Source organism: Vibrio sp. YIC-376, from assembly GCF_052353105.1.
GTDB lineage: Bacteria > Pseudomonadota > Gammaproteobacteria > Enterobacterales > Vibrionaceae > Vibrio.
In genome coordinates, this window is sequence record NZ_JBBWFK010000001.1 from 630154 (window position 1) to 645286 (window position 15133).

At 46.4% G+C, this 15133-nt stretch carries 11 protein-coding genes; 3 read left to right on the forward strand and 8 right to left on the reverse strand.

Annotated features, from left to right (window positions below; genetic code table 11):
- Positions 1-32: 32 nt before the first annotated feature.
- The 8 genes from WJM94_RS02805 to WJM94_RS02840 form a co-directional block, all read right to left on the reverse strand.
- Complete coding sequence (locus WJM94_RS02805) at positions 33-1484, reverse strand: NUDIX domain-containing protein (RefSeq protein WP_444492719.1); 1452 nt, start codon at positions 1482-1484, stop codon at positions 33-35.
- A 346-nt stretch (positions 1485-1830) separates the two neighbouring features.
- Positions 1831-2319: a GNAT family N-acetyltransferase gene (locus WJM94_RS02810; RefSeq protein WP_444492720.1), complete on the reverse strand. Its 489-nt coding sequence runs from the start codon at positions 2317-2319 to the stop codon at positions 1831-1833.
- Positions 2320-2501: 182 nt separating this feature from the next.
- Entirely contained in the window at positions 2502-4379 is a 1878-nt protein-coding gene (locus tag WJM94_RS02815) for a propionyl-CoA synthetase (protein ID WP_444492721.1), read from the reverse strand.
- 57 nt (positions 4380-4436) lie between these two features.
- Positions 4437-5633, reverse strand: coding sequence for a 2-methylaconitate cis-trans isomerase PrpF (prpF, locus tag WJM94_RS02820; protein ID WP_444492722.1), 1197 nt, complete (start codon positions 5631-5633; stop codon positions 4437-4439).
- A 9-nt stretch (positions 5634-5642) separates the two neighbouring features.
- Positions 5643-8234: a Fe/S-dependent 2-methylisocitrate dehydratase AcnD gene (gene acnD, locus WJM94_RS02825; RefSeq protein WP_444492723.1), complete on the reverse strand. Its 2592-nt coding sequence runs from the start codon at positions 8232-8234 to the stop codon at positions 5643-5645.
- Between the two features lie 186 nt (positions 8235-8420).
- Positions 8421-9563 carry a bifunctional 2-methylcitrate synthase/citrate synthase gene (gene prpC, locus WJM94_RS02830; protein WP_444492724.1) on the reverse strand — a complete coding sequence of 381 codons (1143 nt, stop codon included), beginning with the start codon at positions 9561-9563 and terminating at the stop codon, positions 8421-8423.
- 144 nt (positions 9564-9707) lie between these two features.
- Positions 9708-10604, reverse strand: a complete 897-nt coding sequence (gene prpB / locus WJM94_RS02835) for a methylisocitrate lyase (RefSeq protein ID WP_444492725.1) — start codon at positions 10602-10604, stop codon at positions 9708-9710.
- A 12-nt stretch (positions 10605-10616) separates the two neighbouring features.
- A complete protein-coding gene (locus tag WJM94_RS02840; RefSeq protein ID WP_444492726.1) occupies positions 10617-11321 on the reverse strand; it encodes a GntR family transcriptional regulator in 705 nt (234 codons plus the stop codon).
- Positions 11322-11805: 484 nt separating this feature from the next.
- On the opposite strand from WJM94_RS02840, the gene WJM94_RS02845 reads away from it, so the two are divergent.
- From WJM94_RS02845 to WJM94_RS02855, 3 genes are all read left to right on the forward strand, one after another.
- Entirely contained in the window at positions 11806-12777 is a 972-nt protein-coding gene (locus tag WJM94_RS02845; protein ID WP_444492727.1) for a tripartite tricarboxylate transporter substrate binding protein, read from the forward strand.
- Between the two features lie 246 nt (positions 12778-13023).
- The gene (locus WJM94_RS02850) at positions 13024-13518 is read left to right on the forward strand and encodes a tripartite tricarboxylate transporter TctB family protein (protein ID WP_444492728.1); all 495 of its coding nucleotides are present in this window, start codon (positions 13024-13026) and stop codon (positions 13516-13518) included.
- Positions 13519-13537: 19 nt separating this feature from the next.
- Positions 13538-15064 (forward strand): tripartite tricarboxylate transporter permease, encoded by a 1527-nt coding sequence (locus WJM94_RS02855; RefSeq protein ID WP_444492729.1) that lies wholly within the window; start codon positions 13538-13540, stop codon positions 15062-15064.
- Positions 15065-15133 lie beyond the last annotated feature (69 nt).

The following is a 15133-nucleotide window of genomic DNA, read 5'->3' on the forward strand; positions in this document are numbered from 1 at the left end:
TTGGTATGTTTGGAAGCAGTGTCCCTGGCTCCCTATTTTGCTTCTTCTGCGGTTATTGGCTGACGCTTGTCATGAGTCAGCTTTCGCACTATTAACACAAACAGCAACATAAGTACTGGGTAATGGAAAGTCGTAAAGACTAAAGACCAATAACCGCTATACGCTACAGTAGTTGCGAAATACAAATAGAATTGATGAGCCAAATTCAATACTAAAGTAACGAAAATCATCTGCCTAACATCTATCTGTACCTGTGCCTTATCAAATGTCATCACTAAGGCCGATGAAGTAATCAAAACAGCAAGCCAGCTACCAAATACCGGCAGTGGCCAAACCACCGATATCACTGCAGTTACCCCCGTCATTGCAAACCAAACGCCTTTTGACGTAAGCAGTTGGTCGACATTTATCTCGGGGTTGCTTTCCAGACGTAAAACATGCCAGGCGACCAAAATACCCAATATCGCACCAAGTAACATATCCAAAATAAACGCGCTACCCAGAAAAAACTTAGCGAGAATAATCACAATTGATGAGCATGCGATAATCCCCGTTGTGGTATTCAAGCCAAAGTTACCCGTTCTCTGAAATAAAAACGTGAACACACAGCTCCAAACCGCAATTGGTAAACTCGGGAAGCTATAACCACTACTGTGCGTAAGCTCCATGATTGGCACATACACATGCGGCCGAGGCAGTGAAAATCCCTGTTGCGCCACCAAAACCATGACCGAAGTTGCAGCAATAGCAAAGAACAGTCGGTAAACGAAGCGGCTACCAAATCGCATCATCACGAACGGGAATAAAAACAGTAAAATGACTGGCGTCGTTAGCTCTATAACCAAATCTGCAATCTGATAAACCGCCAGTAAACTGTTTTCTGAGATTGATCCCACCCAGCTTTGTAATTCCGTCAACCAACCCAATTCAAATTGACGAAACGGTGGTGCCGAATCAATCAAATGATTGACATAATTAACAGGTTGTAACGTGGCATCATCGAAATAACGAACGATTTCTTGCCACTGAGCAGGGTAACGATATAAGGAGCGAGGTAATTGTTCCGGAGGCAATAACATCGCTGATGCCGTTTCAACACCATAGTGAGGTGCGAACCAAATTGGCAGTTCGTTTCCATCCAGCGAATTATTCATCGAAAAGGCAATGATCTCTGAATCTGAAACACAATCATAAATGACAGCCGTTTCAGTTCGACCTAACTCTTGCCCGACTGTGACAACCAAACCGGCCTCTTCCCAAGTTTCCCGCTGAGCGGCAGCCTTAGGTGACTCACCTTCAATTATGGTTCCACCAGGCAGTGAAATTCTATTTGTTAGTATTTCGTGGACTAGAACGAGTTTATTGTCTGCACGTACGATACAAAGTGCGCCTGTAACTCCCTCAGAAAATGGTTTTGCCATACTAGCCGGAGAAATAGCGAACATAACTGAGCAGAATATTAGAAATAACAACTGTCTCAACACAAAAAGTAACCTTTAATGATACGGATAACGACCAACATGTGATGGCAGCAAAACTGGTAATCGTTGATAATAACTAAGCATGGTCTCATGAATATGTTACATAAGACCGAAATTCTTGGAGATAAAAATTAATGTAACGCTGTCAATCGACAGTCATAGTGTTCAATATGCTCGAGATTTTGACATTTATATGAAGCTAAAATCATAAAAACTCACCTGCAATTTAAACATTCTCACATTTGAAACGCCATTTGAGCACTTTTGTCCGAGTTGATCTCACTGCAGGGAAAAACATCAGTAACGCAGAACCCGTTTTAGCTTCAGCTAAACTCACACTCAAATAGACTTAACTCTCACTGCGAGTTAACGGTTTTCTCAAACAGTGAATATGAGGTCCAAAGCCCTGCCTTTGGTAGAGTGCCAACGCTTGTAGGTTAAAATCCCATACCTCTACGAACATCTGTGTTGCACCGCACTGGATGAAGGTTGATTCAATTTTATCAAGTAAGGTTTTTGCTACGCCTTGCTTTCTGTAATCAGGTAGCACATACAACTCATCCACACTTCCCATCATAACAGGAGTACTTACCACCGATAGGAGTTCGCAAAAGTGCCCCGAAACGAAACCAATGATTTCGTCTTCATCTTTCGCAACGTAAACCAGGCACTCAGGATGATCGATATAGCGAGCAATGCTCTTTTCCTGCTCAATTTCTTCCGCCGTTTTAAATAGATCTGGCGATTGGACATGATGCTCATCGTGCAAATTGAACATAAGATCATTGAGACTTTCAAGATCGTCAATACACGCTGGTTTGATTAAAAATGCGGACATACAAAGGGCTACCAATAATTCAACCCATGTAGTTTGTGGGTAAAGGGCGAGGATAGCAAGTCTGCAAGAGCAATATGATTATTGATTGCTTATTCTTGCAACTGCCGGATATGCTCAAATAAAAAAAACCCCTGTATCCAATCGGTATACAGGGGCGGAACACAAGAGTTAATACAGATTATTTAGCGACGCAACACGCGCTCAATCTCGCTCAGGCTCGTTGGGTCATCAATGGTTGACGGTACTGTGTATTGTTCACCATCAGCAATTTGACGTATGGTTCTACGCAGAATTTTACCCGAACGTGTTTTCGGTAAGCGATCGACCACTAGCGCATGTTTAAAACAAGCAACAGCACCAATCTCATTTCGCACCTTACCGACCAGCTCGCCCTCTAGCGCTAACTCATCAACTTTCACACCATCTTTAAGCACGACAAAACCAAGCGGTAGTTGCCCTTTCAGCTCATCGTGAATACCAACAACCGCACACTCGGCGATGGCTGGATGACCGCCAACGATTTCTTCCATCTCGCCTGTAGACAAACGGTGGCCAGCGACGTTGATCACATCATCAATTCGTCCCATGATGAACAAATAACCATCTTCATCCAGATAGCCGCCATCACCCGACACATAGTAGCCCGGGAATTGGCTTAGGTAACCCGATTCAAAGCGATCATGATTGCGCCATACCGTTGGTAAACAGCTCGGCGGTAACGGGCGTTTCAGCGCGACAAAACCTTGTTGATTGGCTTGGACTGGTTCACCAAGTTCGTCGAGTATTTCTACCTGATAACCCGGAATTGGCTTGGTAGACGATCCCGCTTTCACAGGCATCATTTCAATGCCCGTTGGGTTACCCGAAATTGCCCAACCTGTTTCAGTTTGCCACCAGTGATCGATGACTGGCTTGTCTGCTTTGCTTTGCACCCACTCAAGCGTAGGAGGATCTAATCGTTCACCAGCCATAAAGATGGTTTTCAGGTTCGACAAATCATATTGCTTTAAGAACTCAGCTTCAGGGTCTTCTTTCTTAATCGCACGGAACGCTGTCGGCGCTGAGAACAAGGCATCCACTTTGTACTCATCACATACTCGCCAGAATGCGCCAGGATTTGGTGTTCTGACCGGCTTACCCTCAAACAGTATCGTTGTACATCCGTGAATAAGCGGAGCGTAAACAATGTAAGAGTGACCCACTACCCAACCAACATCTGACGCAGCCCAGAATACTCCATCCTGTGGCATGTTGTAGATTGCACTCATTGAGTACTTCAGTGCGACAGCATGACCACCGTTATCACGTACAACCCCTTTTGGTTTACCGGTCGTACCTGAGGTGTAAAGGATGTAAAGTGGATCCGTGGCTAAAACAGGAACACAAGCATGTGGAAGCGCTTGGCTGTATTCTTGTTGCCAATCCAAATCTCTTTCTTGATTCAGCTCAGCTTCACATTCTGGACGCTGTAAGACAAAGACTTTCTCAGGCTTCCAACGGCTATCCATGATGGCTTTATCCACCATAGGTTTATACGGAATAATTTTGCTGATTTCGATACCACAAGATGCAGTCATGATCACTTTTGGCTCGGCATCTTCAATACGTACCGCCAGCTCATTTGGTGCGAAACCACCAAACACTACCGAGTGAATAGCGCCCAAACGTGCACAGGCAAGCATCGCCATTGCCGCTTCCGGGATCATCGGCATGTAAATGACGACGCGGTCGCCTTTTTCAACACCCTGACTAGACAGCATACCTGCAATTTTCGCGACTTGATCGCGCAGCTCACTGTAGGTGTAGGTCTTTTTATTACCTGTTACTGGCGAGTCATAAATCAGGGCAGCGTTATCACCTCGGCCTTGTTCGCAATGGTAATCCAGTGCTAACCAAGCCGTATTCATCACCCCATCAGGGAACCAGCGCTCAATACCATTCTCATCAGATTTCAAGATGGTTTTTGGAGACTCAAACCAATCAATGTTCTCCGCTTGGGCGCGCCAAAAACTCTCCGGTTCGTTTTTCGCCCATAAGTATTCTTTTTCGTATGAAGACATATCGCTTCCTCCAGTATGTCCTGACATTGCTCTCGTTCTATTCAAAGACCGTTCTTTTCATTCAAAGACATTGGAGGGTACACGCACAAATCCCTCCATCAGTATTCTCGCACTTCGGCTCATGATGGCTTTCTGTACCACCCAGCCCTGTTCAGTTTGCTTCGCTTGCGCCCCAACTTTTAATGTTCCTGACGGATGGCCAAAAGTCACTGACTCTTTTTCTCCGCCACCAGCGGCTATGTTCACCAGAGTTCCCGGTACACATGCGGCTGACGCGATAGCAACGGCTGCTGTCCCCATCATCGCATGGTGAAGTTTGCCCATCGATAACGCGCGAACCAACACATCGATATCCGTATCATTTACTGCTTTGCCACTTGAAGACAGGTAGCTTTTCGGTTTGGATACAAAAGCAATCTTTGGCGTATGTTGGCGTGTCTGAGCTTCTTCTAGTTCAGAAATCAGGCCCATTTTTAACGCACCATGTGCACGGATAGATTCAAACATCGCCAGCGCAGCGTCATCGTTGTTGATGTCGTCCTGTAGCTCAGTGCCCTGATAACCAATCGACTCTGCATCAATGAATATGGTCGGTATACCCGCATTAATGAAGGTAGCGTTGAAAGTACCCACATCAGGTACTACCAAATCATCGACTAAGTTTCCCGTAGGGAACATGCTGCCTTCCCCGTCAGCAGGGTCAACAAAATCCACTTGAATCTCGGCGGCTGGGAACGTCACGCCATCCAGTTCAAAATCTCCGGTTTCTTGCACGAATCCATTGACGATAGGTACGTGAATCAAAATCGTTTTGCTGATGTTCACCTGCCAAACGCGTACCGTCACGATCCCATTTTCAGGAATGCGATCTTGCGGAATCAGGCCAGCATGAATAGCGAAAGGACCCACTGCGGCAGACAAGTTGCCGCAGTTACCGCTCCAATCAACAAATGGTTTATCGATCGACACTTGGCCAAACAAGTAATCAACGTCATGATCTTCTTGGTTGCTGCGCGAAACAATCACCGTTTTACTGGTGCTTGAGGTCGCGCCGCCCATGCCATCAATTTGCTTCGCGTAAGGATCCGGGCTGCCGATAACACGTAACAGCAGTTTGTCACGTGCTGCTCCAGCTACCTGCGCTACTTGAGGCAAATCTTCGAGGTTGAAAAAGACCCCTTTACTCGTGCCGCCACGCATATACGTCGCCGGCACTTTGATTTGGCTCATTTGATTAGGAGTAATGTTTTCCATAGCAACCCCTTATTGCGCCAAGAAATCTTGAGCGAAACGCTGCAGTACACCACCCGCGTTATACACATGAACTTCGTCAGCGGTATCTAAGCGACAGGTAACAGGCACATCAACTTTCTCACCGTTGCTGCGTGTGATGACCAAGGCTAAATCAGCGCCCGGCTTAATTTCACCAACCACGTCGTAAAGTTCAGTACCGTCGAGTTCTAACGTATTACGGTTCACACCCGGCTTGAATTGCAGTGGTAAGACACCCATACCAACCAAGTTGGTACGGTGGATACGCTCAAAGCCTTCAGCAACAATTGCTTCTACGCCTGCCAATCGAACACCTTTTGCTGCCCAGTCACGAGATGAACCCTGACCATAATCCGCGCCAGCCACCACGATCAGTGGTTGTTTGCGATTCATGTAGGTTTCTATCGCTTCCCACATGCGGACAACCTGACCTTCTGGCTCAATTCGAGCCAAAGATCCTTGTACGACTTCGCCATTCTCTTTCACCATTTCGTTGAACAGTTTCGGGTTAGCAAAGGTCGCACGTTGAGCAGTTAAGTGATCGCCACGGTGGGTCGCGTAAGAGTTAAAGTCCTCTTCCGGAACACCCATTTTCGCCAGATATTCACCTGCTGCGCTGCTCGCCATTATCGCATTCGATGGTGACAAGTGGTCAGTGGTAATGTTGTCACCCAGAACCGCCAGAGGACGCATGCCAGACAGTGTTCTTTCACCCGCTAACGCACCTTCCCAGTAAGGAGGACGGCGGATGTAAGTGCTCATTGGGCGCCAGTCATAAAGCGGGTTTGAGCTTTTCGCTGCGTCATCTAACTTGAACATCTGGATGTAAACTTGATTAAACTGCTCTGGTCTAACGTGTTTACCGACAACGGCATCGATCTCTTCGTCGCTAGGCCACAAATCATTTAAGTAAATTGGTTTACCATTTTGGTCGGTGCCAAGTGAATCACGCTCGATATCAAAACGAATCGTACCAGCTAATGCATAAGCCACAACCAATGGAGGTGATGCCAGGAAGGCTTGCTTCGCGTAAGGATGGATTCGGCCATCGAAGTTACGGTTGCCAGACAGTACTGCTGTCGCGTACAGATCGCGGTCGATGATCTCTTGTTGGATTTTTGGATCCAATGCGCCGCTCATGCCGTTACACGTTGTGCATGCGTAACCGACAATACCAAAGCCAAGCTTCTCTAGTTCTGGCAGTAAGCCTGCTTCTTCTAAGTAAAGACGTGCAACCTTCGAGCCCGGAGCAAAAGAGGATTTCACCCATGGTTTACGTACAAGGCCAAGTTCGTTGGCTTTCTTCGCGACAAGACCCGCAGCTACGACGTTTCTTGGGTTACTGGTGTTCGTACATGATGTGATGGCAGCGATAATAACTGCTCCATCTGGCAACTCGCCCTCTTTCTCTTCCCATGCACCGGAAATACCACGTTGCGCCAGCTCTGAAGTTGGCAAACGGCGATGAGGGTTTGAAGGGCCAGCCATGTTGCGGCTTACTGATGACAAATCGAACTCAAGTACACGTTCGTAAACCGCGGTATCCAGATCATCCGCCCAAAGGCCCGTTTGTTTCGCGTATTTCTCTACTAAATCGACTTGTTGATCATCTCGGCCAGTCAGTTTCAGATAGTTGATGGTCTGCTCATCAATGTAGAACATCCCCGCTGTTGCACCGTATTCTGGAGTCATATTTGAGATGGTTGCGCGGTCACCGATTGTCAGGTCTCGTGCACCTTCACCAAAAAATTCAAGGTAAGAAGAGACAACGCGCTCGTTACGTAGGAACTCGGTAATCGCCAGAACGATATCCGTTGCGGTAATGCCCGGCTGACGTTTACCAGTTAGTTTTACACCAATGATATCTGGCAGACGCATCATCGATGGACGGCCAAGCATAACGGTTTCTGCTTCCAGACCACCAACACCAATCGCGATAACACCCAGTGAATCTACGTGAGGTGTGTGACTGTCGGTACCAACGCAAGTATCTGGGTAGGCAATGCCCTGCTTCGCCTGCACCACTGGAGACATTTTTTCCAGGTTGATTTGGTGCATGATGCCGTTACCCGCGGGAATTACGCTTACGTTCTCAAATGCTGTTTTACACCACTCAATAAAGTGGAATCGGTCTTCATTTCGTCGATCTTCAATTGCACGGTTTTTCTCGAATGCATCAGGTTCAAAACCAGCGTGTTCTACCGCAAGTGAGTGGTCAACGATAAGCTGAGTTTCAACCACAGGATTGACTTTTGAAGGGTCTCCGCCCTGATCGGCAATCGCATCGCGTAGGCCTGCTAAATCGACCAGTGCCGTTTGGCCAAGAATGTCATGACAAACGACACGTGCAGGATACCAAGGAAAATCTAGATCGCGCTTGCGCTCAATTAGCTGTTTGAGGCTGGCTGTCAATGCGTTTGGGTCGCAACGGCGTACGAGCTGCTCGGCAAGAACTCGTGAGGTGTAAGGGAGCGTTTCATAGGCTCCTGGAGAAATAGTATTTACGGCTTCGCGGGCATCAAAATAATCAAGTTGAGTCCCCGGAAGCGATTTACGATATTGGGTATTAATATTTGTGCTCATGGTTTGCTTCCATTCAATCTGTACATCTTGGCCTTCTCCCCATCACTCTAGAAACGTTACTCTAGAAAAGTTGTTTGGAGACTTGATTGGAGAACTTTTTGAGATGTAGTCATTCTAGTAACGTTAGTGATGAGAAATACTCCTTCCCCTGTGTGGAGAGAATCGCACAGAGGAAGGAGTAACGCGCTAGCGTTTTTCGATAGGCACCCAGTCCTGATGGTCTGGACCTGTGTAATCCGCGCTTGGGCGAATAATTCGGTTATTCGCACGTTGCTCATACACGTGTGCCGCCCAGCCAGTTAAACGGCTCATCACGAAAATCGGTGTGAACAGTTTGGTCGGAATGTCCATAAAGTGGTACGCCGATGCATGGAAAAAGTCAGCATTACAGAACAGACCTTTTTCACGCTTCATAACCAATTCTACTCGCTCAGACACCGCGTATAAGTGAGTGTCACCTACTTGCTTAGACAACTCTTCTGACCAGCGCTTGATCAACGCGTTACGAGGGTCGCTTTCGCGATAAATCGCATGGCCAAAGCCCATTATCTTGTCTTTGTTTGCCAGCATTCGCATGATGTTCGCTTCTGCTTCATCTGGCGTTTGCCAATCTTCGATCATTTCCATCGCAGCTTCGTTTGCACCACCGTGAAGAGGACCACGAAGCGTACCGATTGCGGCAGTCACACAAGAGTGGATGTCAGACAATGTTGATGCACAAACACGTGCTGCGAATGTTGACGCGTTAAACTCATGCTCTGCGTAAAGAATCAATGAACAGTGCATAACTTGCTTGTGTAGAGCTGTTGGCGCTTTATCAGTGAGCAGTTTTAAGAAGTAGCCACCGATGCTGTCTTCCGTCTGATCTTCAGTGTCAATGCGAACACCATCATGACTATAACGGTACCAGTAACAGATGATTGCCGGGAACAGCGCTAGCATACGCTCAGTTGATTGCAGTTGCTCATCAAAGCTCATTTCCTGCTCTAAGTTACCCAGTACAGAACAGCCGGTGCGCATCACATCCATAGGGTGTGCACTTGCAGGAATCAGTTCCAAAGCTTTCTTAAGCTCGGTTGGTAAACCGCGAAGGCTCAACAGGTGCGTCTTGTACGCATCGAGTTCTTGTTGATTAGGTAAGTGACCGCGTAACAGCAGGTGCGCCACTTCTTCAAATTGAGCATTATTGGCAAGGTCAGTGATATCGTAGCCGCGATAAGTAAGACCTGTTCCCGTTTTACCGACAGTACATAAAGCTGTGCTTCCAGCGCTTTGACCACGTAGGCCTGCGCCACCTAACTCTGCTTTCTTTGCTTCAGTTTGAGGCATTGTTTGAACTCCTTTTCTGTCTGGCTTTACTCTCTTTGGAGCGTTTTTATTCACCAGACAATTTTCACGTTATTGGATTGGATAAATTCCGATTATCTCTATCAAATAAATTTCTTGGGCTTCCGTTTACTCTCTACTTCCCCGCTATTTTCCTTCTGAGAATAGCTGGTCAAGTTTGTCTTCGTAATCGTGGTAATTCAGGTGCTGGTACAACTCTTTACGTGTTTGCATTGAATCAACCAGCGCTTCCTGATTACCCACTTCCAGAAGGTGTTTGTAAACCGTCTCTGCGGCTTTGTTCATGGCACGGAACGCACTTAGCGGGTAAAGCACCATATCCACTTTCGCTTTCGCCAGTTCGTCACAGCCATACAGTGGCGTTGCGCCGAACTCAGTAATGTTCGCCAGAATAGGGACATGTTTGCCAGTCGCTTGCTCAAGCGCGTTAGAGAATTGTAGGTATTGATCCAGCTTGGTCATTGCTTCCGGGAAGATCATGTCCGCACCCGCTTCTACACAAGCAATCGCACGTTCAATCGCGCTGTCCATACCTTCAACCGCAAGTGCATCAGTACGAGCCATAATGACAAAGCTTTCATCATTACGTGCATCAACCGCAGCTTTCACACGGTCAACCATCTCTTGCTGACTAACAATCGCTTTGTTCGGACGGTGACCACAACGTTTTTGCGCAACCTGGTCTTCCATATGTACCGCTGCCGCCCCCGCTTTTTCCATTTGCTTGATAGTACGAGCGATGTTAAATGCGCCACCAAAACCTGTGTCGATGTCTACCAATAGAGGCAAATCACATGCGTTTGTAATGCGGTCAACATCAACCAGCACGTCGTTTAGAGTAGTAATACCTAAATCTGGCAGTCCGTAAGAGGCGTTCGCAATGCCGCCACCAGATAAGTAAATCGCTTGATGCCCCAGGTTTTTCGCCATCATGGCGCAGTATGGGTTGATAGTGCCGACGATTTGTAGCGGATTGTTTTGTTCAATGGCGAGTCTGAACTTCGCCCCTGGAGATAAACTCATGACACTTTCCTTCTAGTCATTTTCAGCAAACAAGATTTGTTGTTCGATCAATAAGCGACTGCCCGAAATATGGCGTCTCATCAGCATCTCTGCCAATTCCCCATCTCGGTTTTTGATCGCTTGCAAAATAAATTTGTGCTCATTTAGCGCTTCTTTCGGGCGCGACTGAGAACGTGGAGACTGGTAACGATACATACGTAGCAAGTGGTACAGTTCATTACACAGCAGCGAGATCAGCTTACTATTGCGACTCGCTTTAATAATGCGGTAGTGAAAGTCAAAATCGCCGTGTTGGTGGAAGTAAGAAGAGCCTTCGACTTCATCGATATGATTTGAATGTGTCGACAATAGCATTTCTAACTGGATAACTTCTTCTTCCGTAATATGTCGGGCAGCTAATCTGGCAGCCATCCCTTCCAACGCTTCACGCACCGCATACAATTCAATCAGTTTTTCTGGTGAGAAAGTAATGACACGAGCGCCAACATGAGGGATACGCTCAATTAAGCTAAGTCCTTCTAAGCGCATGATCGCTTCACGTAAAGGGCCTCGACTTACCTGATAACGCTTTGCCAGTTCTGGCTCGGATATTTTACTACCTGGTGCAATTTCACCGTTTACAATCGCTTCAACCAAAGATTCAGTTAGCGTTTCAGATTTCGTATTTTCTTTTTCTGCGCCAACTGCTTTAAGACGAGTCTTCAGTTCAACATTCATTTCAATGCACTCGCTCTACAACACCTTAGGTGTCTACAATTTCTTAACCTGCAGACATAATAAACTAACAAATTGTCGACAATCAAGTGAATTGTCGACAATTTAGACTAAGGTCTTAGGGTTAAGTGTGATTGGTATCACGAAATACCTGATGTAAAGCCAAAAATGACGATTAAAGAAATCAATTGTCGACAACTATTACCTAAATGGTCATTAGAGCAATCATACAAAGACGATTGTCAGCGGCCAGTATTTAGCATTCAAATCGACTCTGCGCGTACATATCGCTCAAACGCTCGTTGCCAAGCAATTCCTGCCGTGAACTTTATGAACAAAATACCCGCAATGCCCAATATTACCTTTATCTACCTTTTACAGACATTCAATTAACACTTAATTAACCTTTCATCAAAGTTCAGCTTTAAAACTGAAACAACAATAAGACTCATCAAAAAATAGAGTCACTCACATAAGGAACGTGAACATGTTAAAGGTAATAAAACCAACGCTCGCCGCATCTATCATCGCAGCTTCATTTTCATTTAACACTTTTGCTGCAGATCTAGAAAAAATGCATTTCCTCATTCCTGGCGGCGCTGGTGGCGGCTGGGATATGACCGCTCGCGGTACGGGAGATGTTCTGGTGAAATCAGATATCGTTGAGTCTGTATCATTCCAAAACCTGTCTGGCGGTGGCGGCGGTAAAGCGATCGCTCACTTAATTGAAACGGCAGATCGACAAGAAGACACCCTGATGGTGAACTCGACTCCAATCGTAGTGCGCTCTCTTAGCGGTATTTTTCCACAATCCTTCCGTGACCTAACCCCTGTTGCTGCAACTGTTGCGGACTATGGTGCTATCGTTGCTTCAGCTGATTCCCCATATAACTCTTGGGAAGATGTTGTTAAAGCATTTGAAGCGAACCCACGCAAAGTAAAGATTGCGGGAGGATCTGCTCGTGGTTCAATGGATCACCTTGTCATTGCAGCAGCGTTTAAAGGCCAAGGTTTCGATGCGCGTCAAGTTCGTTACATTGGATATGATGCGGGCGGTAAAGCGATGGCAGCGCTTTTATCAGGTGAGACTCAACTCCTCTCAACTGGTCTGGGTGAAGTACTTGAAATGTCAAAGTCAGGTCAAGTGAAAGTGCTGGCCATTACTGCGCCAAAACGCTTGGAAGCTGCTCCGAATATTCCAACTTTAACGGAATACGGTAATGAAACTGTGTTTGCTAACTGGCGTGGTTTCTTTGCCGCTCCCGGTGTAAGCCAAGAGAAAATCGATGAGTGGAATGCGGCGTTTACCAAGATGTATAACACGGACGAATGGCAAGTTGTTCGTGACCGCAACGGTTGGATCGACAACTACAAAGCAGATAAAGAATTCTTCGCGTTCCTTGAAGAACAAGAGAAGCAAATGGGTGATCTAATGCGCGAATTAGGTTTCCTCCAGTAGCAGCAAAACGGGGCTATTTCTCCAATACCAAACCGGAAAATAAATCCGATTTGGTATTAGCCCCCATTCTGCATTTGCACTCTGAGTTTCACCGTATATGGGCATTGTCGACATTCGGCATACACACTCCTTTGTTTATTGATTGGTAAGCATCTCGACTAGCAGCGAATTGCTTAATTGTTAATGGATTACCTTGCACATTAACGCCCATATACGGTCTTTTTTTACTTTCGTTAGGAGTTGAATATGTCTCGTTCAACCAATTTTTTCAGCAAAGAATATTTGCTTTGTCGCGATCGCGTCGGTGCAATGATTTTTCTGCTCTTCTGTCTTTGTTACGGTTATCAAACGTCTCAAATACAACTGTTCCCAGGTGATGAATACGAACCGTTTACCGCTCGTACATTGCCGACAATTCTGACTTACATCGGTATTGGTTTAGCACTTCTGCTCCTGGTGACAGGTCAGCCTGACAAACAAAGTGGCGCGGTGTTAGCGTTTAACTGGAAGCTGCTGATTTCTTTCCTAGTTTTAATGGCTCTCTATGGTGTCGGCCTCACGTACTTAGGCTTTGTTATAGCGACAGGTTTCTTCCTGTTAGCAGGCTTTTACTTGTTGGGAGAACGACGCAAACCCGTTCTATTTGGCGCATCGTTCCCATTCGTGATCGCCTTTTACCTATTGCTTACCCAAGGTTTGGATATCTATCTCGAACCGGGTTTGATTTTCACCATCTGGTAGTCAAAGAAAGGACTGAATTATGTTAGATGGAATTCTACAAGGTTTATCCACTGCGGTAATGCCAATGAACATCATGATGGTGATTGTTGGCTGTTTCGTCGGTACATTTATCGGAATGCTGCCGGGTTTGGGCCCTATTTCAGCTATCGCGTTGATGATTCCAATCACTTATGGTCTGGAGCCTTCTTCTGGACTGATTTTAATGGCCGGTGTTTACTATGGCGCTATATTTGGTGGCTCTACCTCTTCAATTCTAATCAACGCGCCGGGTTGTTCTTCAACCGTTGTAACAGCGTTCGATGGTTACCCAATGGCACAAAAAGGTCAGGCCGGTAAAGCATTAGCACTTGCAGCCTACTCTTCTTTCACAGGCGGTACGCTTTCTGCGGTCATGTTGTTGGTCGCGGCACCTGCACTGGCGAAAGTCTCTTTAAGTTTTCAATCTTCTGACTACTTTGCCTTGATGCTACTTGGCTTATCAGCAGTAGCGGCGTTTGCAGGTAAAGGCCAGGTGGTTAAGGCGTGGATGATGACCCTTCTTGGTTTGATGCTGTCTACAGTAGGCATCGATAAAGGCGTAGGTGTTGAGCGCTTTACTTTTGGATTGACCGATTTGATGGATGGTTTTAGCTTCCTGCTACTTGCTATGGCGACCTTTGCATTAGGCGAAACCTTAATGGGGATTCTCAAGCCTTCTAACGATACCCACGATGAAGAGCAGCAAAAACTCAGCAACATCGGCTCAATGAAAGTGACAAAAGAAGAAGTCAAAGAAGTGGCACCTGTCGCGATTCGCTCTTCTATCCTTGGCTTCTTTACTGGTGTACTTCCGGGCGCAGGTGCAACGATCGCCGCATTCCTGAGTTACGGTTTGGAACGTAACCTGGCGCCAAAAGATAAAAAAGAAGAATTCGGTAAAGGCAGCATCCGAGGCCTGGTTGCTCCTGAATCAGCGAACAACGCGGCATCAAGCGGTTCGTTTGTACCACTATTAACTTTGGGTATCCCAGGTTCAGGGACCACCGCAATCATGCTGGGTGCATTAATCGCCTATGGTATTCAGCCAGGTCCACGTCTTTTTGTAGAGCATCCGGATGTATTCTGGTCAGTGATCATCTCAATGTACTTTGGCAACATCGTACTGATTATTCTGAACTTACCGCTTATTCCATATATCTCGAAACTACTTGCGGTACCGAGAACCGTACTTCTTCCGATGATTTTGTTCTTCTCAATCACGGGAGTGTATTTAGTCTCGTTCAACACCATGGATGTCTTTGTAATGCTGCTTGTTGCGATGGCCGCTATTGCTCTCCGATTGGCGAACTTCCCTCTCGCACCATTACTGCTTGGCTTCATCCTTGGCGGCTTAATGGAAGAGAACTTGCGCCGCGCGTTGATGATTTCTGATGGTGAACTGAGCTTCTTATGGGAACGTCCTATTACTCTATCCTTTACCGTATTAGCGGTACTGATATTAGGCAGCCCAATATTTGTGAAACTATTCCAAAAGCTACGAGCTCAGCCAGTAAAAGTTGAACAATAAAAGTCTGTCTATCCCCCATGGTAGACTGTCCTAAGCCACCCTCGCGGTGGCTTTTTTTTTGGACCTTTC